Annotated in this window: 20 protein-coding genes; 13 read left to right on the top strand and 7 right to left on the bottom strand. The window is 64.9% G+C overall.

Features of this window, described 5'->3' with window-relative positions:
• The first annotated feature begins 42 nt into the window (after positions 1 to 42).
• The 4 genes from ACWGTO_RS14425 (at position 43) to ACWGTO_RS14410 (ending at position 3354) form a co-directional block, all read left to right on the top strand.
• Positions 43 to 384 (top strand): hypothetical protein, encoded by a 342-nt coding sequence (locus tag ACWGTO_RS14425; RefSeq protein WP_454575482.1) that lies wholly within the window; start codon positions 43 to 45, stop codon positions 382 to 384.
• Positions 385 to 388: 4 nt separating this feature from the next.
• The gene (locus ACWGTO_RS14420; RefSeq protein WP_454575481.1) at positions 389 to 1105 is read left to right on the top strand and encodes a phosphatase PAP2 family protein; all 717 of its coding nucleotides are present in this window, start codon (positions 389 to 391) and stop codon (positions 1103 to 1105) included.
• 181 nt (positions 1106 to 1286) lie between these two features.
• The gene (locus ACWGTO_RS14415) at positions 1287 to 1556 is read left to right on the top strand and encodes a helix-turn-helix domain-containing protein (RefSeq protein WP_023673276.1); all 270 of its coding nucleotides are present in this window, start codon (positions 1287 to 1289) and stop codon (positions 1554 to 1556) included.
• 79 nt (positions 1557 to 1635) lie between these two features.
• Positions 1636 to 3354 carry a SulP family inorganic anion transporter gene (locus tag ACWGTO_RS14410; protein WP_454575480.1) on the top strand — a complete coding sequence of 573 codons (1719 nt, stop codon included), beginning with the start codon at positions 1636 to 1638 and terminating at the stop codon, positions 3352 to 3354.
• An 18-nt stretch (positions 3355 to 3372) separates the two neighbouring features.
• Here ACWGTO_RS14410 and ACWGTO_RS14405 read toward each other — a convergent pair whose 3' ends face one another.
• Positions 3373 to 4233, bottom strand: a complete 861-nt coding sequence (locus tag ACWGTO_RS14405) for an SMP-30/gluconolactonase/LRE family protein (RefSeq protein WP_454575479.1) — start codon at positions 4231 to 4233, stop codon at positions 3373 to 3375.
• 115 nt (positions 4234 to 4348) lie between these two features.
• Here ACWGTO_RS14405 and ACWGTO_RS14400 point away from each other — a divergent pair, with 115 nt between their 5' ends.
• The 3 genes from ACWGTO_RS14400 to ACWGTO_RS14390 all read left to right on the top strand — a co-directional run bounded on the left by ACWGTO_RS14400 (position 4349) and on the right by ACWGTO_RS14390 (position 7499).
• Positions 4349 to 5134 carry a helix-turn-helix domain-containing protein gene (locus ACWGTO_RS14400; protein WP_454575478.1) on the top strand — a complete coding sequence of 262 codons (786 nt, stop codon included), beginning with the start codon at positions 4349 to 4351 and terminating at the stop codon, positions 5132 to 5134.
• 54 nt (positions 5135 to 5188) lie between these two features.
• The gene (locus tag ACWGTO_RS14395) at positions 5189 to 6007 is read left to right on the top strand and encodes an alpha/beta fold hydrolase (protein WP_454575477.1); all 819 of its coding nucleotides are present in this window, start codon (positions 5189 to 5191) and stop codon (positions 6005 to 6007) included.
• A gap of 112 nt (positions 6008 to 6119) precedes the next feature.
• Positions 6120 to 7499, top strand: a complete 1380-nt coding sequence (locus ACWGTO_RS14390) for an adenylate/guanylate cyclase domain-containing protein (protein ID WP_454575476.1) — start codon at positions 6120 to 6122, stop codon at positions 7497 to 7499.
• 69 nt (positions 7500 to 7568) lie between these two features.
• Here the strand turns inward: ACWGTO_RS14390 and ACWGTO_RS14385 are convergent, their stop codons facing one another.
• The 3 genes from ACWGTO_RS14385 to ACWGTO_RS14375 are packed head-to-tail and all read right to left on the bottom strand — an operon-like array spanning position 7569 to position 9847.
• On the bottom strand, positions 7569 to 8396 hold the full coding sequence (locus ACWGTO_RS14385) for a lipo-like protein (RefSeq protein ID WP_454575475.1): 828 nt from the start codon (positions 8394 to 8396) through the stop codon (positions 7569 to 7571).
• Positions 8397 to 8438: 42 nt separating this feature from the next.
• Complete coding sequence (locus ACWGTO_RS14380; RefSeq protein WP_454575474.1) at positions 8439 to 9377, bottom strand: CHAD domain-containing protein; 939 nt, start codon at positions 9375 to 9377, stop codon at positions 8439 to 8441.
• Positions 9374 to 9847 (bottom strand): CYTH domain-containing protein, encoded by a 474-nt coding sequence (locus ACWGTO_RS14375; protein ID WP_454575473.1) that lies wholly within the window; start codon positions 9845 to 9847, stop codon positions 9374 to 9376. The genes ACWGTO_RS14380 and ACWGTO_RS14375 overlap by 4 nt, the downstream gene beginning before the upstream one ends.
• 92 nt (positions 9848 to 9939) lie before the next feature.
• Here ACWGTO_RS14375 and ACWGTO_RS14370 point away from each other — a divergent pair, with 92 nt between their 5' ends.
• Genes ACWGTO_RS14370 through ACWGTO_RS14355 form a run of 4 tightly spaced genes read left to right on the top strand, consistent with a single transcriptional unit; the run spans position 9940 to position 13638 of the window.
• Entirely contained in the window at positions 9940 to 10638 is a 699-nt protein-coding gene (locus ACWGTO_RS14370; RefSeq protein WP_454575472.1) for a CerR family C-terminal domain-containing protein, read from the top strand.
• Positions 10635 to 11588 (top strand): HlyD family secretion protein, encoded by a 954-nt coding sequence (locus ACWGTO_RS14365; RefSeq protein ID WP_454575471.1) that lies wholly within the window; start codon positions 10635 to 10637, stop codon positions 11586 to 11588. Before ACWGTO_RS14370 ends, ACWGTO_RS14365 begins: the two co-directional genes overlap by 4 nt.
• Positions 11585 to 12505: an ABC transporter ATP-binding protein gene (locus ACWGTO_RS14360; protein WP_454575470.1), complete on the top strand. Its 921-nt coding sequence runs from the start codon at positions 11585 to 11587 to the stop codon at positions 12503 to 12505. The genes ACWGTO_RS14365 and ACWGTO_RS14360 overlap by 4 nt, the downstream gene beginning before the upstream one ends.
• Positions 12502 to 13638: an ABC transporter permease gene (locus ACWGTO_RS14355; RefSeq protein WP_454575469.1), complete on the top strand. Its 1137-nt coding sequence runs from the start codon at positions 12502 to 12504 to the stop codon at positions 13636 to 13638. Before ACWGTO_RS14360 ends, ACWGTO_RS14355 begins: the two co-directional genes overlap by 4 nt.
• Positions 13639 to 13641: 3 nt before the next feature.
• Here the strand turns inward: ACWGTO_RS14355 and ACWGTO_RS14350 are convergent, their stop codons facing one another.
• Both ACWGTO_RS14350 and ACWGTO_RS14345 read right to left on the bottom strand, forming a co-directional pair.
• Positions 13642 to 14235 (bottom strand): DNA-3-methyladenine glycosylase, encoded by a 594-nt coding sequence (locus tag ACWGTO_RS14350; protein ID WP_454575468.1) that lies wholly within the window; start codon positions 14233 to 14235, stop codon positions 13642 to 13644.
• 12 nt (positions 14236 to 14247) lie between these two features.
• Entirely contained in the window at positions 14248 to 15225 is a 978-nt protein-coding gene (locus tag ACWGTO_RS14345) for a threonine/serine dehydratase (protein WP_454575467.1), read from the bottom strand.
• A 198-nt stretch (positions 15226 to 15423) separates the two neighbouring features.
• On the opposite strand from ACWGTO_RS14345, the gene ACWGTO_RS14340 reads away from it, so the two are divergent.
• Together ACWGTO_RS14340 and ACWGTO_RS14335 are read left to right on the top strand one after the other, a co-directional pair.
• Positions 15424 to 17445, top strand: coding sequence for a hydantoinase/oxoprolinase N-terminal domain-containing protein (locus ACWGTO_RS14340; RefSeq protein ID WP_454575466.1), 2022 nt, complete (start codon positions 15424 to 15426; stop codon positions 17443 to 17445).
• A gap of 290 nt (positions 17446 to 17735) precedes the next feature.
• Positions 17736 to 19907 (top strand): malate synthase G, encoded by a 2172-nt coding sequence (locus tag ACWGTO_RS14335; RefSeq protein ID WP_454575465.1) that lies wholly within the window; start codon positions 17736 to 17738, stop codon positions 19905 to 19907.
• A gap of 25 nt (positions 19908 to 19932) precedes the next feature.
• Here the strand turns inward: ACWGTO_RS14335 and ACWGTO_RS14330 are convergent, their stop codons facing one another.
• Entirely contained in the window at positions 19933 to 21465 is a 1533-nt protein-coding gene (locus ACWGTO_RS14330) for a YifB family Mg chelatase-like AAA ATPase (RefSeq protein WP_454575514.1), read from the bottom strand.
• Between the last annotated feature and the right edge of the window lie 89 nt (positions 21466 to 21554).

Below are 21554 nucleotides of genomic sequence, written 5' to 3'. Positions count from 1 at the left end.
CTTGCGGAACAAGGGCTGCCACAAACGGCAGCGAGGGACAAAGTGAGCTTCTGGGGACTGGCGCAGCTCGTCATTTCGACGGTGATCTTCCTGCTGGCGGCAACCGCGGCCAAGCAATGGGGGCTGGCGCCGAGCCTTGGCAAAATCCTGGTGACGCTGGCGCTCTATACGCTGGGCAATCTGATCATGCTGCGGCTGGTCCGCGAGTTCGGCATGTCGGTGTCGTTCAGCCTGTCGGCGGTGATCCAGCTGGTGTCGGTCAATGTCGTGGCGCTGGTGTTCTTCGGCGAACGCGTCAATACCTTGCAGGCGACCGGCATCGTCCTGGCTATTGCTGCCGTGGCGCTGATCACGCTCGGGCCCTATCTGCAGGGACGGCTATAGTACAATGAAGACTGCCCTCCGCACCCTCACCAACTGGATCGAGTTTCCGGTGCTGCTCGCCGGGCTGATCATTGCCGGCGGGCTTTGGGGGTTCGAGGAACTGATGGAGGTGGCGCGCGACACCACCCCGCATGCGTTCGATACCGAGATCCTGCTCGCCTTCCGCCAAACCGGCCATTCCGACGTTCCGCTCGGCCCGCTCTGGCTGCACGGCGCGATGCGCGACATAACCAGCCTCGGCAGCTCGGCGGTGTTGGTGCTGATCGTGGCGGCGGTGATCGTCTACCTCCTGCTGATCCGCAAGGCAGGAACGGCGCTGTTCATCCTTGTGGCGGTGGCCGGCGGCCAGGCGCTGTCCAGCCTGTTGAAAGCCGGCGTCGACCGGCCGCGCCCGGACCTCGTCTCGCACCTCGTCACAGAGACGTCGCTGTCGTTTCCAAGCGGCCATGCCATGGTCTCGGCAGTGACCTATCTGACACTCGGCTCGCTGGCGGCGGGCTTTCTGCCGGGACGTACGACCAAGATCTTCGTGCTCTGCCTAGCGGTTCTGACGACGCTGCTGGTCGGCGTCAGCCGCGTCTATCTCGGCGTCCACTGGCCTTCCGACGTGCTCGCCGGCTGGTGCGCGGGCTTCGCCTGGGCAATGCTGTGCTGGCTGGCGGCGCGGCTGCTGCAGCGGCGGTACGCGGTGGCGGATAGTGATAGCGACCTGAAAGACTGATGGCGCGGGGCGACAATCAGATCAGCCGGTCGATCAACCCGTTAGCGCAGCATGCTTATCCCGTTTCCCGCCATCCGACTCCACAGACGGATCATGTTTCATATATGCTTCATGATGGTTGAAACATCATAATGATTGTATTATACGTGGAAACCGCAGACTCAGACGGGGGTTCCGGTCGATGATCACTGCCGCGCAGATGCGCGCCGCGAGGGCGCTGGCCGGCATCGATCAGAAGACGCTCGCCGAGCGCGCCGGGGTTTCGCTTCCGACCATCCAACGCATGGAAGCGAGCGACGGCGTGGTCAGGGGCGTGGTCGATACGCTGATGAAGGTCATCCAGGCTCTCGACGAGGCCGGGGTGGAGCTGATCGGCGAGAACCAGACCAGCGAGCGCGGCGGCCGGGGCGTGCGCCTCAAGCCGGTCGCGCCGCCGAACCCGCAAGGCTGAGCCGGCATACAGTCGCGACGGCGACCGCCGACAGTCCTGCCGACGATCCCGCCGCCTTCACGCAAGCGGAAGGCAGTCCATGGATCAGACACGGCGGGCAGTGCATCGACCGGCCCATCACCTGGCGAAGCCGACATTTTCGGAGCTGTTCACGCCGAAACTGGTGACGGTCTGGCGCGAAGGTTACCGCCTGCCGCAATTCAAGGCCGACGTCATGTCCGGCCTGACGGTTGCCATTGTCGCGCTGCCGCTGTCGATGGCGATCGCCATCGCTTCGGGTGTGACGCCGGAGCGCGGCCTCTACACCTCGATCATCGGCGGCTTCATCATTTCGGCGCTCGGCGGCAGCCGGTTCCAGATCGGCGGCCCGGCCGGCGCCTTCATCGTGCAGGTGGCGGCTACAGTGGCGCGCGTTGGCGTCGACGGTCTGCTGCTGGCGACGATGATGGCGGGCGTCTTCCTGCTTGCCATCGGCTACCTCCGCCTCGGGACCTATATCAAGTTCATCCCCTATCCGGTGACGGTCGGCTTCACCGCCGGCATTGCGGTCATCATCTTTTCCGGCCAGATCGCCGAACTGTTCGGATTGACCTTGCCCGGCAAGGAGCCGGGACCTTTCGTGCCCAAGCTGATCGCGCTTGGCGAAGCGGCTGGCACGATCAACGTTGCGGCGACTTTCGTGGCGGCACTGACCATCACCACCATCGCCTTCCTGAAGCGCTGGCGGCCGAAATGGCCGGCGATGCTGATCGCCATCGCACTGGCCTCGTTCGTGGCGGCGCTGCTGGCGCTGCCGGCCGAAACGATCGGCACGCGTTTCGGCGGCATCCCGCGCAGCCTGCAAGTCCCGGCCTTGCCGCCGATCAGCCTGGACAGGATGATCGACGTGCTGCCGGACGCCATCGCCTTTGCCTTGCTCGGAGCGATCGAATCGCTGCTGTCGGCAGTGGTCGCCGACGGCATGACCGGACGCCGGCACCGTTCCAACTGCGAACTGGTGGCGCAAGGTTTTGCCAACATCGCCTCTGCCATGTTCGGTGGCATCTGCGCCACCGGCACCATTGCCCGCACGGCGACGAATGTGCGGGCCGGCGCGCACGGGCCGGTCTCGGGCATGGTTCACTCGGCGATCCTGCTGGCGCTGATGCTGGTGGCGGCGCCGCTTGCCAGCTACATCCCGCTTGCCGCCCTTGCCGGCGTACTGGCGGTGGTCTGCTGGAACATGTTCGAGAAGCAAGCCTTTCTCACATTGCTGCGGGCTTCGCGCGGCGACGCGCTGGTGCTGGTGGCGACTTTCCTGATCGTTGTGTTCCGGGACCTGACCGAAGGCATCGTTGTCGGCTTCGCGCTGGGCTCGATCCTGTTTATCGACCGCATGGCCAAGTCGATTGCCGTCGAGGCGGATCAGTCGCTGGTACCGGAGGACGTCGCCGACACCACTGGCACTTACGATTCCAGCGAAGCCAGCGATGCCGACACCGTCGTCTATCGCATCTCCGGCGCCTTCTTCTTCGGTGCCGCCTCGACCGTCGGCACGGTGCTCGACCGCATCGCCGACCAGCGCAAGAACTTCATCCTCGATTGCTCGGCGGTGCCGTTCTTCGATTCCACCGCGGCCAATGTCATCGAGGGCGCGGCGCACAAGGCGAAGCGCGCCGGCGTTCGTTTCATCATATCGGGCGCCTCGCCGCAGACGCGGCGCATGCTGATCACCCACGGCGTCAAGCGGCCGCTGGTGACCTTTGCCGCTTCGATCCGGGACGCGCAGGCGCAGCTCAAAGAGGCATCCGCTGGCTGAGCCGGCAAGTGTGCGGCCTCAGTCGAGACTCATCGCTGCGATCTCACCTTCGTTCATCAGCGGCACATAGATCGCCGACGCGCCGTCGGTGCCGATATCGGCGCTGCCCGGCTTGAACAGCACTTCTGCTTCCGGCGTGCCGCCGACCTTGTAGCGATAGAGCGTGCCGGTCATGTAGGCGGTGGCGTAGATGCTGTCGCCGATGGCGACGACCCCGTCGAGGTCGGCGAAGTTTTGTGCCCCGGGCAGCGGCGTGATCGCCTTGCTGGCGAGGTCGACCGACAGCAATCCGCCGGGCTCGGCGGTGCTGAAATCGGCCTTGATGCCCTTGCCCCAGGACGCCACGATCAGCCGGTCGCCTTCGGCGAAGACGCCGTTGGGCGAGGCGAGCTTCGCATCCTTCACGAACAGTTCAGGCTTGTCGCCGTCAATGCGGTAGATCGCATCGGCCAGCATGTCGGTGACATACACCTTGCCCGAACTGTCTGACGTCACGTCGTTGAGGAAAACGGCGCCGGGCACATCGATGGTCGAGACGAGCTTGCCGCTGGCGAGATCGACGACGCGCATCTTGGTGATGTCGGCGACGTAGAGCTTGCCGCCGGAGATCGCCGAGCCCTTCGGTGCATCCATGCCGTCGGTCCAGTGCTGGGCGACGACCTTGCCGTCCGCAGACAACACCGAGAGATAACCGTTGCCGTCGGCTTCACCGGGATTGCCGACGATGTTGGAAACGATGATGCGGTTGTTGGTGGCGTCGAACAGCGCCGATTCCGGCTGCTGGAAGCCGGAAGCGCGCCAGACTTCACCAGCCTGTGCGGTCGGTGCTAGCGCGATCCCGAAGGCGGCGACACAAATCGAGGTGATGAGGGTTTTCATGGCCAGGTCTCCTGTGATGACGAGCGGAGAGCTAGAGACTTTGATACTTTTCTGGAAGGCAGATTGCCACTAGTATCGAAACCCGATACCAAATGATGCGAAATAGGTGCATCCCATGAACGGACTGATCTTCGAGGCGCTGAAGCGGACGCTGAAGGCCAAGGGCGTCACCTATCGCGACCTCGCCGAGCGCATGGGCGTTTCCGAGCCGACCGTGAAGCGCATCTTCCACGAGCGCAACTGCAAGCTCGACCGGCTGGTGGAGATCTGCGCTGCCGCCGGCGTCGAGCTGGAAAACGTGCTCGGCTCGATGAACAGGGGACCGGGGCCGGTCAACCGCATCGCGCCGGAGATCGAGCGCAAGCTGGCCGGACGGCCGGCGCTGCTGTTCATCTTCGTCATGCTGTCGGAGAAGTTCACCCCCGAAGGCGTGATGCGCTCGCAAGGGCTGAGCGAAGCCTCGATGTTCCTCTATCTGCGCGATCTCGAAGCGCTCGGCCTGATTGCGCTGGGCAGCGGGCTGTCGGCCCGGCTGCTGGTTGAAACGCCCATCCAGTGGAATTTCGAAGGACCGCTCAGGTCATTGTTCGAGATGACCAACAAGAACTTCATCGGTTGGGCGATCACCCATCTGGAGCGGGAAGCGACCTTTGTCTCGTTCTCCAGGCGCATGCGGCCGGAGACGGCGGAGATGGTCAAGCGCGAGGCCGAGGACCTGGCCGAGCGCGTCAAGCTGCTCGCCCACCACGACCAGCACACGACGCCGGAAGACGGGCTGACCGGCTACAAATGGACGTTTGCCTTTGGTGCAACGCCGTTCCCGGCGATCATGCCGATCGGCCCGCATCCGCGCGATGCCGGCGCGCGCGCCGAGGCTGCGAAGCGGCCGCTGCCAGCTTGATGATTGAAATGCGGCGTTGGTACCCCCAATCCGGATACCGGGAGGAGTATTTGCATGTCGTGGAAACTCGATGAGACCGTGCAAACATCCGCGGGCACAGTGGCAGCGGGTCGACTGGGTAGCGGGCCTGCACTCGTGCTGGCTCATGGTTGGCCGTGGTCTTCGTTCTCGTGGCATCGGATTATCCCGGACCTTGCAGAGCGGTATCGCGTCCATTGGTATGATATGCCCGGATACGGGCAGTCCGAGAAAGACGCGGGGCAGCGCACGTCGCTCGATGTGCAGGCAAAGATATTCGCCGAGATGCTTGCGTCTTGGGATATCGACCGTCCGATCGTCATCGCCCACGATATGGGTGGAGCGACGACGCTACGGGCGCATTTGCTGCATGGCTGCGACTTCGACCGGTATCTGCTGATGAACGTTGTCGCGATGCGCCCTTGGGGATCGGAGTTCTTCGATCATGTCGGTCGCCATGTGGATGCCTTTCTGGGCCTGCCACCGCATATCCACAGAGCGGTCGTAGAGGCCTACATCAAGGGAGCCATCGTGAACGACATCGATTCCGGAGATTTCGAGAAGCTTGTCGAGCCATGGCTTTCCGAGAACGGGCGCGCGAGTTTCTATCGCCAGTTCGCGCAAGCCGATGAAAGATATACCGCCGAAATCGAACCGATGTTCGGGGGCATACGCTGTCCGGTAAAGATACTCTGGGGAGAGGACGATCCATGGATTCCGCTGGCGCGGGGCAAAGCGCTTCATGCGCTGATCCCGCAGGCGTCGTTCGAAACATTGCCTGGCGTCGGCCACCTGCCTCAGCTTGAAGCTCCGGATCTGGTGTTGAGGCGGCTGAGGGCATTTTTAGGGAGGTGACATCCCCGCGACGGCGCAGCCAGTGCTTCAAAAATGAAACCCACATTCGTGATAGAGTTCGCGCACTGATTTGCCAGACCGCATGACCGTCCCCATGAATCGAAGTGATCCCATGCCGACAGCGCCAACACTTGAACTTCGCCGCTATTCGCGCCTGAAGAATTTGCGCGAGCGCGCGGAACGCCAGGGTGTTGCATTGCAGTTCTGGGCGCGTACCGCATCGCTTGCCGTGATCTCCTGCTTCTTCTCATTGATCAGCACCTGGGATGCCGCGTTGCTCTTCGTGCTCGCGGGCCTCGTGCTGTTCCAGCTCGTCGGCCTGATCCAGTTTCTCTTTGCGCGCCGTCGCAGCACGGCGCGATGGTGGATCGGCTACCTCGTCGGTACGCTGGACATCATTCTGTTGACCGTCCTGCTGGTAACGCCCAACCCGTTTTCCAATGAGGTCGGGCCGGCCGCGATGCAACTGCGCGAGGGCAGCTTCAAATTCCTGCTGATTTTCGTATGCCTTGGCGCGCTGACCCTTTCGACACGATTGGCGCTCTATCTCGGCGCGCTCGCGGCCTTGACGTGGACGATCGGCGTAGGATGGGTGATTTCTCGTCCGGAAACCGTCATTCCGGCGACGAACCTCTATTCGATGCCGCTGACGGAGCGACTGAACCTCTATCTCAACCCCAATTTCGTCGACACATTCGCACAGGCGACCAATGTGTTGATCGTGCTGATCATCGGCGCGATCATGGCGCTGGTCGTCTCGCGCTCCCGACATCTGTCGGATGACTATGTCAAGGCAGAGCGCGCCCGCGCCAATCTCGCCCGGCACTTTTCGCCCAATGTCGTCGACCAGCTCGCCACTGACGACGAGCCCTTCGGCCCGGTCCGCCGGCAGGATATCGCGGTGCTGTTCGCCGACATTGTCGGCTTCACGCACTATTCCGAGGATCATCCGGCCGAGGCGGTGTTCGAACTTCTGCGTCAGTTCCACCGGCGCATGGAGCAGGTCGTTTTCGACCACCATGGCACTGTCGATAACTATATCGGCGATTGCATCATGGCGACATTCGGGGTTCCGCAAGCCAGCCACGACGATGCGACCCGGGCCATCCAGTGCGCCGAAGCGATGATCGCCGCTCTCGAAGACTGGAATGTACAGCGAGTGTCCAGGGGATACCCACAGCTGGACGTTCGGATCGGTGCGCAATATGGCGCAGTCGTCATCGGCGCGGTCGGCAGCGAGCGCAATCTGTCCTTCGCGGTGGTGGGCGACACCGTCAACGTCGCCAGCCGTTTGCAGGCGCTTTGCCGCGAGCTTCAGGCGAATATTTGCTTTGGGTCACGACTGATCGAGGCCGCGAAGGCGGAATCGCCCACGACACAGTTGAATGCGCGCGATCATGGACCGGTGAGCATCCGCGGCCGGGACGAACCGGTCCATGTCTGGGTCGAACACAGAGCCGAAAACCAGGCCGCTGTTGCGGTTTCGGCGTGATTTAAGCTGCCATGTGAAACGCCTGCGCCTCGGCCAGGGCGCCATGTCTTGCCCCATGGCCGAAAGCCATCACGTGTCTGAGGCTATAGCGCCAGCCGTTGCGGCTGCGGCGTCTGTGCTTGCCCTGTCCTCCCAGGTCACTGCCCGGTAGTCGAAACCGTATTCCAGTGTCGGCTTGACGATCCGGAAGAAGGGCGACAGGTCGAAGTCGCGCGGCGTGTAGAGCGAGTGATGGCGGATGTGCAGGATTTCCCTGCGCGAATAGTTCGACTGCGCCGAGGCGCGGCCGGGCGCGCGGGTGATCTCGGGCAGGATCGGATAGCGAATCTCGCCATAAGCTTCGGCGATCAGCGTCGAGCAGATGGCGCGCGTTGGATCGCCAGAGCCGAAAGCCAGCATGCGGCGGCGCCAGCGCACCGGAACGGGCAGCGTCGGCATGAAAAAGCGCAGCATGTCGAAAATGTTCTTGAGATCGTATCTCAGGCCGAGCTTGCCGATCATGAAGGCGACGACATGGTCGCGATCCTCCGGCGCCAGCCCGCTCGCCCGGCAGATGCGGGTGTTATAGGTGTGGTAGCGCGACAGCGGCACGGCGACACAGCCTTCGCCGAGCGTCACCTCGATCAGGCGGGGACGTTCCGATCCGTCCGGCGGTTTGGGCAAGGCATCACCGACATAGAAGGCCGCATGCGACCAGGTTGATTGCGTCAGGTACTTGATCACCGCCGAGATCTTCTGGTTGCCCTCGACAAGCAGGATGTCGCCGGGCTCGAGCGTGCGCCGCAGCGTCTCGGCATCGGATGGCGTGTAGGGCTCATAGCCCGATGATTCATCCTGCAGCCGGCCGGCAAGCCAGCGGCCAAGCCGGTCGAGAAGCGTGTCGCGAGGCGCGGTCATGGTAGAGCGTGACTAGCACGAGCAGGCGGGGGAGGGCCAGCGTCAGCCGACGGTCGCGTCTTCGAGGGGCGCCGGGCCGGCCAGATCATCGCGTGCATTGCGGGCGAGTTTCTTTGTCGAGCGCTTGGGGCTGTCGCCGAACAGTTCGGCAGCCCCGGCGAGACAGGCCTTCTTCAGGCTCTTTTCCGAGCGCTTCAACAGCTTGCCGAGAAGCTTGGTGTCCTGCGCATCGCCAAGCGGCTCGCCGTCGGCTTCGAGCAGCGCGCGCATGACGAAGACATCGTGCAGTTCGCCGAGTTTTTCGCCCAGTTCGTCGACCGCCTTGCGCCGCACCTTGATCGGCGTCGGCCACAGCCGGCCGAGCAGCGACAGATGCATCGAATGGGTCTTTGCCGCCTTGCGCAGATCGTGGAAATCCTCTGCTTCGCCACGCGAACCCGCTCTGTCCAGCGCCTTCCTGGCGCGGCGTAAGGTCTTGCGGGCGCCGTCGGCAAGCACGTCGGCGGCATGTTCGGGCAAATCTGGGAGCAGCAGCCGCTCTATCCGCACCAGGCCTTCCTCGCAGGCGGCGGTCGCCGCGCCGATTGCCGCGTCGAGGCCGGCACCGGCATGCATTTCATGCTGGCGGGTGACAAGCCGGTCGCGCACGCTGTCGAGGCCGCCGCCGGCAACTTGCTCAGGGAAGGCCGCTGCCAGCCGGTCGATGGTCTCGACCAGCGCGGTCGCTTCGCGGGGGCCGGCAAGCAGGGCCGCCACCTGACGGTAGCACTGGTTTTCGGTCTGGCAAAACGTTTCGTTGCCGGAATGGACAAGGCGCAGCAAGGCACGCGCGCTCTTCAGCCGCTTGCGGCATTTGTGCAGCGCTTGCTCCGGCCGGTCGTGTGCGACGGCCAGATGGGCAAGCGCCTTGGCGATCTCCTCGCCAAGGATGCGCCTGACCTCGCCGGTCAGCGGCAGGCGCGGGTCGATGCGAAAACTCATGCGGCGATCTCCGGAATCCCCCCAAGGGCGAGCGACGCGTTGTAAAACCTTTGCTCGCCGGTCACTTCGCGGCCGAGCCAATCAGGCAGCATTTCGTCAGGTACATCCTCCGGCGTCTCGAGCTCGGCCACCACAAGGCCGCCAAGAATCCCGCCGAAAACATCCACTTCGTAGAGATAGCCGCGATGCCTAACATGGTGCCGTGTCTTCTCGATGACATGTCCGATGGCGAAGGCCTGCATCTCCTCGGCATCGGCCAGCGGGATCGTATACTCGTATTCGTCGCGCTCGCGGGCGCGGCTACCGAATTTGAGCGTCAGTTTCGCCGAGCTACCGTCGCTGATGCGCACGCGCACGGTGCGGCCAGGGGCTGCGGCAAGATAGAACTGGCGAATGCGGATATCCGCCTCGGCCAGATTACGCCACCCGGCGCTGGAGACCAGGAACTTGCGCTCGACTTCCTTGCCCATGGCCACGCACTAAAGCGCCTGCGGCTCGACATGGCAAGCCGCCACAGAGAATCAGTTTGACTTTAATCAATCGATTGATTAAATAGATCAACATGATCAAAGCCGCACCGAATAAAGCGCCCCGCCAGGAGACATCGCCCGCTGAGCAGACGCGCGCCGCACTTGTGCTGGCCGCGCTCAAACTGTTCGGACGGCAGGGCTTCGACGGCACCTCGACGCGCGAGATCGCTGCGGAGGCGAAGGCTAACATCGGCTCCATCGCCTATCATTTCGGCAGCAAGGAAGGGCTGCGCGCGGCTGCCGCCGACCACATCGTCGAGACCATCCAGGCAATTGCCGGACAGGCGATCGGGCCAGCGTCGGCTCCGTCCACCCCCGAGGCCGCCAGGGCGCAGCTGGTCGCCGCGCTGGAGCGCATGGTGGGGTTCATCGTCGCGAGTCCCGAGGCTGGCGAAATCGTACAATTCGTACTTCGCGAGCTCTCGCATCCCACGGCCGCGCTCGACCGCATCTATGCCGGCGTGTTCGAGCCGACGCATCGGCGGCTCTGCCAGGTCTGGGAACAGGCGACCGGCGAGCTGGCCGAGAGCGAGGCCACCAAGCTCACCGTTTTCACCCTGATCGGCCAGGTCATCTATTTCCGCATCGGCCGCGAGGCGGTGCTGCGCCGGATGGGCTGGCGCGAAATCGGCGCCGCGGAAGCCGCCAAGGTGGTTGCGGTCGCCACCAACAATCTCGAGGCCATGCTCGGCGCGCGCAAGGCCGCCGCCCGCAAGGAGGGCAAGCGATGAGTTTTCTCTGTTCCCTGCCGCTCGCGGCCCAGCTGTTCGGCGCCTGCACGCCGGCAGCGCCGCTGGCCGTTGGTTATGTCGAGGGCGATTATGTGCTTCTGGCGCCGATCGAGGTGGCGCAGGTCGAGACCGTGACGGTCAAGCGTGGCGATCGCGTTGTAACAAACACGCCGGTGGTGACGCTGGAAAGCGCCGACGCCAAAATCGCCGTCGCCCAGGCCGAGGCAGCTCTCGCCCAGGCGCAGGCGCAGCTTGCCGATCTGCAGGTCGGCAAAAGACCGGAAGAAATCGCGGTGCTGAAGGCCGAGGTCGACATGGCCCGCGCGCAAGCCACCGACGCCAGGCGCCGTTATGACCGCGCCTCCGATCTGTTCAAGCGCGGCACCGGCACGCAGGCCGACTACGACACCGCGTCGGCGACGCTGGAGACGGCAAATGCGCAGGTCGGCCAGGCGGAGGCAAATCTCGCCGTCGGTGGCCTGCCGGCACGGCCCGAAACCATCAAGGCGGCGGACAACCAGGTCAGGCAGGCGCAGTCGGCGCTGGAACAGGCGCAATGGCGGCTGTCGAAGCGGGTGCTGGCGGCGCCCTCGTCCGGCCGCGTCAACGATGTGATCCGCAACCCCGGCGACACTGCCGGGCCGACCGCGCCCGTCATCTCGATGCTGCCGGATGGCGCGGTGAAACTCAGCGTCTATGTGCCGGAGACCGCCTTCTCGTCGATCAAGGTCGGCACGCTGCTTGCTGTCCATTGCGACGGATGCGGGGCGGATGTGAGGGCGCGCGTCAGCTATGTCTCGCCCGACCCGGAATTCACCCCGCCGGTGATCTATTCGCTCGAGAACCGGCAGAAGCTGGTCTACCTCGTCGAGGCGCGGCCCGAGGGCGAGGCGCAAGCGCTAAAGCCGGGACAGATCGTCGATGTCGAACTGGCGGCTTCGGCAAAATGAACGCCATCGACGTTCATGGCCTGGTCAAGCGCTTCGGCGACAAGACCGTCGTCGACCATGTAACGATGACGGTGGCCGAAGGCGAGATCGTCGGTTTCCTCGGGCCGAACGGTTCCGGCAAGACAACGACCATCCGCATCATGTGCGGTCTGCTGACACCCGATGAGGGCGAAGGCACGGTGCTGGGTTTCAACATCCGCACCGAGTCGCTCCGCATCAAGCGCGAAGTCGGCTACATGACGCAGAAGTTCTCGTTCTACGAGGATTTGACAATCGGCGAGAACCTCGAATTCGTGGCGCGGCTCTACCGGTTGAAGCCGGTAGGGGAGCATGTGGCTCGCACATTGGAGGATCTCGGCCTCTCGACCCGCCGCAATCAGCTCGCCGGCACGCTGTCGGGCGGCTGGAAGCAGCGCCTGGCGCTGGCCGCCTGCATCATGCACAAACCGAAGCTGCTGCTGCTCGACGAGCCGACCGCCGGCGTCGACCCGAAAGCGCGGCGCGAGTTCTGGGACGAAATCCATCGCCTCGCCAGCGGCGGACTGACCGTGCTGGTCTCCACCCACTATATGGACGAGGCCGAGCGCTGCCACCGCATCTCTTACATCTCCTACGGCAAGATGCTGACCACCGGCACCGTTGCCGAAGTGGTGGAGAATGCCGGGCTGACCACTTTCGTGCTGCAGGGACCGCAGCTCGACCAGGTGGCGCAAGCGCTGCAAGGGCGCCCCGGCGTCGACCAGGTGGCGCCGTTCGGCGCCACGCTGCATGTCGTCGGCTCCGATGCGGCGGCGCTGAAAAAGGCGCTCGCCGATGTCGAGAAGGATCACAAGGGCGTCACCGTGCAGCCCGGCGAGACCAGCCTGGAAGATGTTTTCATCCAGTTCATGTCCGGCTCGAAGGACAATATGGCATGAACGCGGTCTTCTCCTTCGCCCGGCTGGGGGCACTGCTGATCAAGGAATTCATCCAGATGCGGCGCGACCGCATCACCTTCGCCATGATGCTGGGCGTGCCGCTGATCCAGCTGGTGCTGTTCGGCTACGCCATCAACAACGATCCGAAGAGCCTGCCCGCGGCCCTGGTGGCGATGAGCAGCGACCCCTATACGCGCGCCATGGTGTCGGCGCTGCAGACGACTGGCTATTACCGCTTCGACCATGTCGCGCAAAGCGCCGAGGAGGCCGAGTTCCTGATGGCGCGTGGCGACGTCGCCTTCGTCGTCACCATTCCTGCCGATTTTGGCCGCCGGGTGGAGCGTGGCGACAAGCCGCAAATCCTGATCGAGGCCGACGCCACCGACCCGGCGGTGGCGAGCGGCGCCATCTCGACGCTGGGCACCGTCGCCGGCCAGGCGCTGCTCAGGGCGCAAGGTATGCAGGAGGCCGCGGCGGAAACCGCGCGTGGCCAGCTCGATGTCGTCGTGCACCGGCGCTACAATCCGGAAGGCGTCTCGCAATACAACATCGTGCCCGGCCTGCTCGGCGTCATCCTGCAGATGACCATGGTGATGATGACCTCGATCGCGCTGACGCGCGAGACCGAGCGCGGCACGATGGAAAACCTGCTCGCCATGCCATCGAGCCCGCTTGAGATCATGATGGGCAAGGTGCTGCCCTATCTGGTGGTCGGCGGCGTGCAGGTGGTGGTGGTGCTGGCGGCGTCGAAGCTTCTGTTCGCCATCCCCTTCACCGGGTCGATAACGTTGCTGCTCAGCGCCGTGCTGGTGTTCGTGCTGGCGCTGGTGCTGCTCGGCTACACCATCTCGACCATTGCCCGCACGCAAATGCAGGCGCTGCAGCTGACCTTCTTCTTCTTCCTGCCGTCGATTCTGCTGTCGGGCTTCATGTTCCCCTATCGCGGCATGCCAGGCTGGGCGCAGACCTTCGGCGAGATTTTTCCGCTGACGCATTTTTTGCGCATCACCCGCGCGGTGATGCTGAAGGGCGCAGAGCTGCCTGCGGTGGCGGGGGAGATCGCCTGGCTGGTCGCGTTCGTGGCCTTGTTTGCCGGCGTCGCGCTGGTGCGGTTCAGGCGCACGCTGGATTAGCTGTCAAGGGTTGAGCGATCTCGGACCGCTGACGAAGGGGCTCCCCTTGACATAAAATCGAAGCGGGCGGTCCGCATCCTTGGTGATGCCGATCCGAATGCCATGGCCGATATCGCCGGGCTCGTGCTCGTCGGCTGCCAGCCATAGCGGGCCTTGCCGGCACAGATCGAGACCGTCCAGCGAACGGTCGATCCGCAAGGCCTGGGCGAGCCGTCCCGGTCCCCGCGCCAGGTCGCGCAGGCGCTCGACGCCCCGGTTCTGCTGCATAAGTGGGATGCCGTCGAGCGGTTCGAGCGCCCGGATGAGGACGCCGGTTCCGGTCCCCGGCCCCTCGCTCGAGACATTGAGCATCCAGGAGACGCCATAGGCGAGATAGACGTAGGCATGTCCGGGTCCGAGGAACAGCGAGCGATTGCGCGGCGTTATCCCGCGATAGCCGTGGCCGGCGGCATCGCCGACGACATAGGCCTCGGTCTCGACGATGCGGCCGCTCACCACGCCTCCCGGCAGCTCCCGCACCACGAGCTTGCCGATGAGGTAGCGGGCGAGAGCGGCGGTATCGTTAGGCAGGTCGGCGCGGGAAAGCGGGTGGTGCATCCGGCCCTTCGTCTAGGCCGCGGCCATGATCTCGGCATAGGTGCTGAAATCGACATTGCCGCCCGACAGCACCACGGCCACGCATTTGCCCGCCAGTTCGATCTCGCCGGATGAAAGTGCGGCCAGCGCCACGCAGCCGCCCGGCTCGACCACCAGCTTGAGATGCGCCATGGCGTCACGCATCGCCTGTGCGGCGGCTTTGTCGGAGACGGCGATGGCGCCAGCGAGGTTCCTGCGGTTGATCTCGAAGGTGATCGCGCCGGGCTCGGCGGTCAGGATCGCGTCGCAGATCGAGCTGTGGCCGGGTTCGTTGGAAACTCTTTTTCCCTCGATCAGCGAGCGGCGGGTGTCGTCGAAATGCTCGGGCTCCACCGCCCACACCGCCGTGGCCGGCGACGCATCCTTGACGGCGATCGAAATGCCGCTCGACAGGCCGCCGCCGCCACAGGGGATGGCGACCGCGTCGAGGCTGGCGCCGAGCGCCTTGGCCTGACGCATCAGTTCGAGGCCGATGGTGCCCTGGCCGGAGATGATGGCCGCATCGTCGAAGGGCGGCACCAGCACCATGCCCTTGTCCATATAGGGGCGGACCACGCTCATGCGGTCGTCGCGAAAGCGGTCGAACGGCACCACCTCGGCACCCATTTTGCGGACATTGGCGATCTTCATCGCCGGCGCGTCGGCGGGCATGGCGATGACCGCCTTGACGCCGAACATGGCGGCGGACGCGGCGACGCCTTGAGCATGGTTTCCGGACGAAAAAGCGACGACGCCACGGCTGCGTTCTTCCTCGCTCAGCGTCGACAATTTGTTGTAGGCGCCGCGGAACTTGAACGAGCCGGTGCGCTGCAGCGTCTCCGGCTTGAACAGGATGCGGCCGCCGAAGCGCTTGTTGAGTTCCAGCGACTCGATCAAGGGCGTTTCGACGATCAGGCCGGAGAGCCGCGCGGCGGCAGCGTGGATGTCGGCAATGCCGGGAAGCGTGGTCATGGCGAAGTCCTGAGAGGGATGAGATCGGCGCATGGTGCACGCAAAGGCAGGCCGCGCACCAATGAAAAAATGTGACCGGTACAAAGTTTGGCCGGCATGTCTCGCGAGGAGGAGGGTCAAACTGGCCCACCTCTCCCGCCTTTATCCGCGGGGCCGTATCGGCTAAGGGCGGGGGAACAGAATTCCGGACCGCCAGAAATGACCGCCAAGCCAAAGCCCCTGTTCCTCGGTATCGACACCGGTGGCACCTATACCGATGCCGTGCTGTGGTCTGAACAAGGCGGGCCAAAAGGCATGGTGCTGGCCAAGGCCAAGGCGCTGACCACGCGGCACGACCTTGCCGTCGGCATTTCCGGCGCGGTCGATGCGGTGCTGGAAAAATCCGCCACTAACCCGGCCTCGATCAAACTCGTGTCGATGTCGACGACGCTCGCCACCAATGCGCTGGTCGAGGGCCAGGGCGGCCGCGTGGCGCTGATCATGATCGGGTTCACCGAGGCCGACCTTGCTCGCGATGGGCTGAAAACCGCGCTCGGCAGCGACCCGGTGGTGTTTTGCCCCGGCGGCCACGATGTCCACGGCAACGCGGCCAAGCTCGATCTGTCGGGATTGGAAGCGGCACTGCCCGAGCTTGGCGCTTCGGTGTCGGGCTTTGCCGTCTGCGCCTATTTCGCCACCCGCAACCCGGCGCATGAGCTTGCGGCGCGCGACCTGATCCGCGAAAAGACCGGCCTGCCGGTCACAGCCAGCCACGAATTGTCGGCCAAGCTCGGCGGCCCGCGCCGCGCGCTCACCACTTTGCTCAACGCCCGGCTGATCTCGATGATCGACCGGCTGGTGGCGGCGACCGAAGGCTTTCTCGAGGCGCGCAAGATCGCCGCACCCCTGATGGTGGTGCGTGGCGACGGCGCGTTGGTCTCGGCCGCCTTTGCCCGCCAGCGGCCGATCGAAACCATCCTGTCCGGTCCGGCCGCCAGCCTGGTCGGCGCCCGCCACATGACCGGGCTCGACAACGCCATGGTCTCGGACATTGGCGGCACCACAACGGATGTCGCAGTGCTTGATGGCGGCCGGCCCCGGCTCGATCCGGAAGGCGCCACCGTTGGCGGCTTCCGCACTATGGTCGAGGCAGTCGCCATGCGCACCTTCGGCCTTGGTGGCGATTCCGAAGTGGCGCTGGAAGATGGCGCGCTCAACCCGAAAATCCTGCTCGGCCCGCGCCGCCTGGTGCCGCTGGCGCTGGCCGGCATGATGCATGGCGTTGCCGTGACATCGGAACTCGAACGCCAGCTCCGCGCGCCCAATCCCGGCCGCATGGATGGCCGCTTCGCGTTGCGCACCGGCGTGCCGGACCGGCTCGCCGCCGGCCTGACCGCGCCCGAGGCCAAACTCTACGAGCAGATCGGCGCTGTGCCGCTCGCCATCGACAGGCTGCTGACGTCGAACGCCCAGAACGCTACGCTGAACCGGCTGGTGTCGCGCGGGCTGGTGCATATCGCCGGCTTTACGCCATCCGATGCCTCCCATGTTCTGGGCAAGCAGGCCAACTGGGATCAGGCTGCGGCTCGGCTGGGCGCCGAACTCTTCGCCCGCAAGCGCGACGGCCGCGGCCAGAACATCGCCGCCTCTCCCGAGGTGATTTCCGAACGCGTGCTGCTGACGCTGACGCGCTGGTCGGCCGAGTACATTCTGGAAACCGCTTTTGCCGAGGACGGGCTGGATGGCGCCGCAACCGTCGCCCATGCGCTGGTGCAGCGCGCCGTCGATGCGCATCCCGGCATTGCGCGCTTGAGCGTCGCGCTCGACCGCCCGGTCATCGGCCTCGGCGCCTCGGCGCCGCTGCACTATGCCGGCTTGGCCGAACTGGTCGGCAATGACTGCGTGGTGCCGGAGGATACCGACGTCGCCAACGCACTCGGCGCCGTCGTCGGCCAGGTCCGCGTTTCCGCCGAAGCCCGCGTCAGCCAGCCCACGGAAGGCCTGTTTCGCCTGGCGTCGGGGCAGACCGTACGCGATTTCACCGACGAGACGAAGGCGATCGCGGCGGCTGAAGCCGATGTGCGGGCGATCGTTGCGGAGCGCGCAAAGGATGCCGGCACCGACAATGCGGAGATCGAGGTCGCCACCGAGTTCAAGGTTTCGACAGTGGAAAGCCAGCGCATGTTTATTGAAGCGCATGTGGTGGCGGTGGCGTCGGGCAGGCCAAGGATTGCGGTGTAGACGGTTTGCGATCTCCCCCCTCGTGGGGGAGATGGCCGGCAGGCCAGAGGGGGGCGCTGTCCCACCAACCTCTCATCGATACTCAATCTCACGACTCGGCCTGTTCGATCTGTAGCTGTGAGGTCTGCGTTCTTTCGCGCCCCCCTCTGCCCTGCCGGGCATCTCCCCCACGAGTGGGGAGATTGGCAGCACCGCCGTCTTCGCCAACCTTCATATTTACCCTAAGCTGAATTGACCCTTCCCCCCTGACATGCCAAAGGCCGCAAAGCCTTTCATCTGGAGAAGCCCTGATGACCGATCGCGTCGAGATCGCCGGATTGCGGATTGCCCGCGAACTCAATGACTTTGTCGGCGGGCAAGCGGTGCCGGGGACCGGCATCGCGGCCGACGCCTTCTGGAACGGCTTCTCTTCCATTGTCCACGATCTGGCGCCCAAGAACCGGGCGCTTCTGGCCAGGCGCGACGCCATGCAGGAGAAGCTCGACGCCTGGTACCGCGCCAATGGCGCGCCGATCGATATGGAAGCCTACAAAAGCTTCCTTAGGGAGATCGGCTATCTCGTGCCGGGAGGTCCGGCCTTCAGCGTCAGCACGGACAATGTCGACCCCGAAATTGCCATCGTCGCCGGGCCGCAGCTGGTGGTGCCGGTGATGAACGCGCGCTATGCGCTCAACGCCGCCAATGCGCGCTGGGGTTCGCTCTACGATGCGCTCTACGGTACCGACGCCATCGCCGAGGCCGGCGGCGCCGAAAAGGGCAAAAGCTTCAATCCCGTTCGCGGCGCCAAGGTCGTTGCCTGGGCAAAGAGCTTTCTCGACGACTCCGTGCCGCTCACCTCCGGCAAATGGGCCGGGGTGAACGGGCTTACAGTCCAGGGCAGCATCTTGCGGCTCAGCGCGGGCGCCGGCGGCACCACGCTGGCCAACCCGAAACAGTTTGCCGGCTATCGCGGCGACGCCGCCAACCCTGAAGCCATTCTGCTGGTCCAGAACGGGCTGCATATCGAAATCCTGATCGACCGCGCCAACCAGATCGGCCGCACCGATCCGGCCGGCATTGCCGACGTCATCCTGGAATCCGCGCTGACCACCATCCAGGACTGTGAGGATTCGGTCGCCGCGGTAGATGCCGAAGACAAGGTCGTCATCTACCGCAACTGGCTCGGCCTGATGAAGGGCGATCTTTCGGAAGAGATCAGCAAGGGCGGCAAGTCTTTTGTCCGCAAGCTGAACCCCGACCGGGCCTGGACCGCGCCCGATGGCGGCGCGCTGAGCCTGCCCGGCCGCTCGCTGATGCTGGTCAGAAACGTCGGCCACCTCATGACCAATCCGGCGATCCTCGACCGCGACGGCAACGAGGTGCCGGAAGGGATCATGGATGCGGCAATGACGGCGCTGATCGCGCTGCACGATGTCGGGGCGAAGGGGCGGCGGATGAATTCCCGCGCCGGGTCGATGTATGTGGTCAAGCCGAAGATGCATGGGCCGGAGGAAGTCGCCTTCGCCGTCGAGATTTTCGACCGCGTCGAAGTGCTGCTCGGCATGGCCAAAAACACCATCAAGATGGGCATCATGGACGAGGAGCGGCGCACCACGGTCAACCTCAAGGAGGCGATCCGCGCGGCGAAGGAGCGCGTCGTGTTCATCAACACCGGCTTCCTCGACCGCACCGGCGACGAGATCCACACCTCGATGGAAGCCGGGCCGATGATCCGCAAAGGCGACATGAAGCAGGCCGCCTGGATTTCCGCCTATGAGGCGTGGAATGTCGATACGGGCTTGGAATGCGGGCTGGCCGGCCACGCCCAGATCGGCAAGGGCATGTGGGCGATGCCGGACCTGATGGCGGCGATGCTGGAACAGAAGATCGCGCATCCCAAGGCAGGCGCCAACACCGCCTGGGTGCCGTCGCCAACCGCGGCGACGCTGCACGCCACGCACTATCACAAGGTCGATGTCCATGCCGTGCAGGCGGCATTGAAGAGCCGGCCGAAGGCGAAGCTCGACGACATTCTGTCCGTGCCGGTGGCGGTGCGGCCGAACTGGACGCCCGACGAGATCCAACGCGAGCTCGACAACAACGCGCAAGGCATTCTGGGCTATGTCGTGCGCTGGATCGACCAGGGCGTCGGCTGCTCGAAAGTGCCTGACATCAACGATGTCGGCCTGATGGAGGACCGCGCCACGCTGCGCATCTCCTCGCAGCACATCGCCAACTGGCTGCACCACAAGGTTTGCTCCGAGATTCAGGTGATGGATTCGCTGCGCCGCATGGCGGCGACAGTCGACCTGCAGAATGTCGGCGACCCGCTCTACTTCCCGATGGCCGCCGACTTCGACAGTTCCATCGCCTTCCAGGCCGCCTGCGACCTGGTCTTCAAGGGCCGGGAGCAGCCGAACGGATACACCGAGCCGGTGCTGCATGCGCGGAGGCTGGAGCTGAAGGCGAAGCAGGACCGCTGATCTCCGCCCTTGTGGGTGAGATCACCTATGCCGCCTGCGCCACTCGCTCCGACATCATGCGGTAGGAAATCGCTTCCGCCAGATGAATGCGGCCGACGGTTTCGCTGGCGTCGAGGTCGGCGAGTGTGCGCGCCACTTTCAGCACGCGGTGATAGGCCCGCGCCGAAAAGCCGAGCTTCTCGCTGGCGTCCTTCAGCAGCGACAGGCCGGCGGCGTCCGGCACGGCAATGTCTTCGATGATTGCTGGCGAGCAATGCGCGTTGGTGGTGGCGCTGGTGACGCCAAGCCGTTCGAAGCGTTCGCGCTGGATGGTGCGGGCGCGGGCCACGCGCTGCGCGACGGCAGCACTTTTCTCCGCCCGGTCCGGGCGGATCAGATCGGCGGCCGAGACCGCCGGCACCTCGATCCTCAGATCGATACGGTCGAGCAGCGGGCCTGAGATGCGCGCCTGGTAGTCGGTGCGGCAACGCTCGCCGCGCAGGCAGCGATAGCCCGGTTCGCCGGCCATGCCGCAGCGGCACGGGTTCATCGCCGCCACCAGCTGGATGCGCGCCGGATAAGTAACGCGGTGGTTGGCGCGCGCGATCATGCAGTCGCCGGTCTCCAGCGGCTGGCGCAGCGCATCCAGCGTCTGCGGCGAGAATTCGGGGAATTCGTCGAGGAACAGCACGCCGTGATGGGCGAGCGAGACCTCGCCCGGCCGCACCCGCAAGCCGCCGCCGACCATCGCCGCCATCGATGCCGAATGGTGCGGAGCGCGGAACGGCCGCCGGTCGGTCAGCTTGCCTTCGCCGAGCTCGCCGGCCACCGAGGCGATCATCGAGACTTCGAGCAATTCCTTGGGCGCCAGCGGCGGCAGGATCGACGGCAGCCTTTGCGCCAGCATCGATTTTCCTGAACCCGGAGGCCCGACCATCATTAGATTGTGGCCGCCGGCTGCCGCCACCTCCAGCGCTCGCTTGGCGCTCTCCTGGCCCTTGATGTCGCAGAGGTCGGGCAGGTCGCGCGCCGAGACATGAATGCCGGGTTCGGGTCGCGACAGCACCTGCGTGCCGCGAAAATGATTGGCGATGGCAATCAGGCTGCGCGGCGCCAATATGTCGAAATCCTTGCCCGCCCAGGCCGCTTCCGGCCCGCAGCCGAATGGGCAGATCAGTCCCTTTCCCTCGGCATTGGCGCCGATCGCAGCCGGCAGCGCGCCGGCGACCGCGGCAATGGTGCCGTCGAGCGACAATTCGCCGAGCACGACATAGGAGGCCAGCATGTCGCCCGGAATGGCGCCGAGTGCGGCCATCAGGCCAAGCGCGATCGGCAGATCGTAATGGCTGCCTTCTTTGGGCAAATCGGCAGGCGCAAGGTTGACGGTCACCTTCTTCGACGGCATCGACAGGCCCGACGCATGGAGCGCCGCCTGCACGCGCTCGCGGCTTTCGGCCACCGCCTTGTCGGCCAGGCCGACGATCTGCATGCCGACCTTGCCCGGCGCGATCATCACCTGGACATCGACCGGAACGGCCTCGATGCCCTGGAAAGCAACCGTGCGAACCCGCGCCACCATTTTGATCTGCCCCAATGCAGGCTCGCTCGGGCCATTGTGGATCAAGCCGCCCGCGACGTCGGCCCAAGACAACCATAGATTTCAGGCCA

This window comes from Mesorhizobium sp. PL10 (assembly GCF_053714315.1).
The sequence above is the reverse complement of the archived record's forward strand: the minus strand, read 5'-3'. Positions and strand labels throughout refer to the sequence as shown.

Bases quoted from the DNA above. Each gene is read 5' to 3' on its own strand.
- ACWGTO_RS14415 (WP_023673276.1), top strand. From the start codon at position 1,287: ATGATCACTGCCGCGCAGATGCGCGCCGCGAGGGCGCTGGCCGGCATC.
- ACWGTO_RS14400 (WP_454575478.1), top strand. From the start codon at position 4,349: ATGAACGGACTGATCTTCGAGGCGCTGAAGCGGACGCTGAAGGCCAAG.
- ACWGTO_RS14350 (WP_454575468.1), bottom strand. From the start codon at position 14,235: ATGCACCACCCGCTTTCCCGCGCCGACCTGCCTAACGATACCGCCGCT.
- ACWGTO_RS14420 (WP_454575481.1), top strand. From the start codon at position 389: ATGAAGACTGCCCTCCGCACCCTCACCAACTGGATCGAGTTTCCGGTG.
- ACWGTO_RS14365 (WP_454575471.1), top strand. From the start codon at position 10,635: ATGAGTTTTCTCTGTTCCCTGCCGCTCGCGGCCCAGCTGTTCGGCGCC.
- ACWGTO_RS14380 (WP_454575474.1), bottom strand. From the start codon at position 9,377: ATGAGTTTTCGCATCGACCCGCGCCTGCCGCTGACCGGCGAGGTCAGG.
- ACWGTO_RS14395 (WP_454575477.1), top strand. From the start codon at position 5,189: ATGTCGTGGAAACTCGATGAGACCGTGCAAACATCCGCGGGCACAGTG.
- ACWGTO_RS14335 (WP_454575465.1), top strand. From the start codon at position 17,736: ATGACCGATCGCGTCGAGATCGCCGGATTGCGGATTGCCCGCGAACTC.
- ACWGTO_RS14375 (WP_454575473.1), bottom strand. From the start codon at position 9,847: ATGGGCAAGGAAGTCGAGCGCAAGTTCCTGGTCTCCAGCGCCGGGTGG.
- ACWGTO_RS14345 (WP_454575467.1), bottom strand. From the start codon at position 15,225: ATGACCACGCTTCCCGGCATTGCCGACATCCACGCTGCCGCCGCGCGG.
- ACWGTO_RS14355 (WP_454575469.1), top strand. From the start codon at position 12,502: ATGAACGCGGTCTTCTCCTTCGCCCGGCTGGGGGCACTGCTGATCAAG.
- ACWGTO_RS14360 (WP_454575470.1), top strand. From the start codon at position 11,585: ATGAACGCCATCGACGTTCATGGCCTGGTCAAGCGCTTCGGCGACAAG.
- ACWGTO_RS14390 (WP_454575476.1), top strand. From the start codon at position 6,120: ATGCCGACAGCGCCAACACTTGAACTTCGCCGCTATTCGCGCCTGAAG.
- ACWGTO_RS14405 (WP_454575479.1), bottom strand. From the start codon at position 4,233: ATGAAAACCCTCATCACCTCGATTTGTGTCGCCGCCTTCGGGATCGCG.
- ACWGTO_RS14340 (WP_454575466.1), top strand. From the start codon at position 15,424: ATGACCGCCAAGCCAAAGCCCCTGTTCCTCGGTATCGACACCGGTGGC.
- ACWGTO_RS14410 (WP_454575480.1), top strand. From the start codon at position 1,636: ATGGATCAGACACGGCGGGCAGTGCATCGACCGGCCCATCACCTGGCG.
- ACWGTO_RS14330 (WP_454575514.1), bottom strand. From the start codon at position 21,465: ATGGTGGCGCGGGTTCGCACGGTTGCTTTCCAGGGCATCGAGGCCGTT.
- ACWGTO_RS14370 (WP_454575472.1), top strand. From the start codon at position 9,940: ATGATCAAAGCCGCACCGAATAAAGCGCCCCGCCAGGAGACATCGCCC.
- ACWGTO_RS14385 (WP_454575475.1), bottom strand. From the start codon at position 8,396: ATGACCGCGCCTCGCGACACGCTTCTCGACCGGCTTGGCCGCTGGCTT.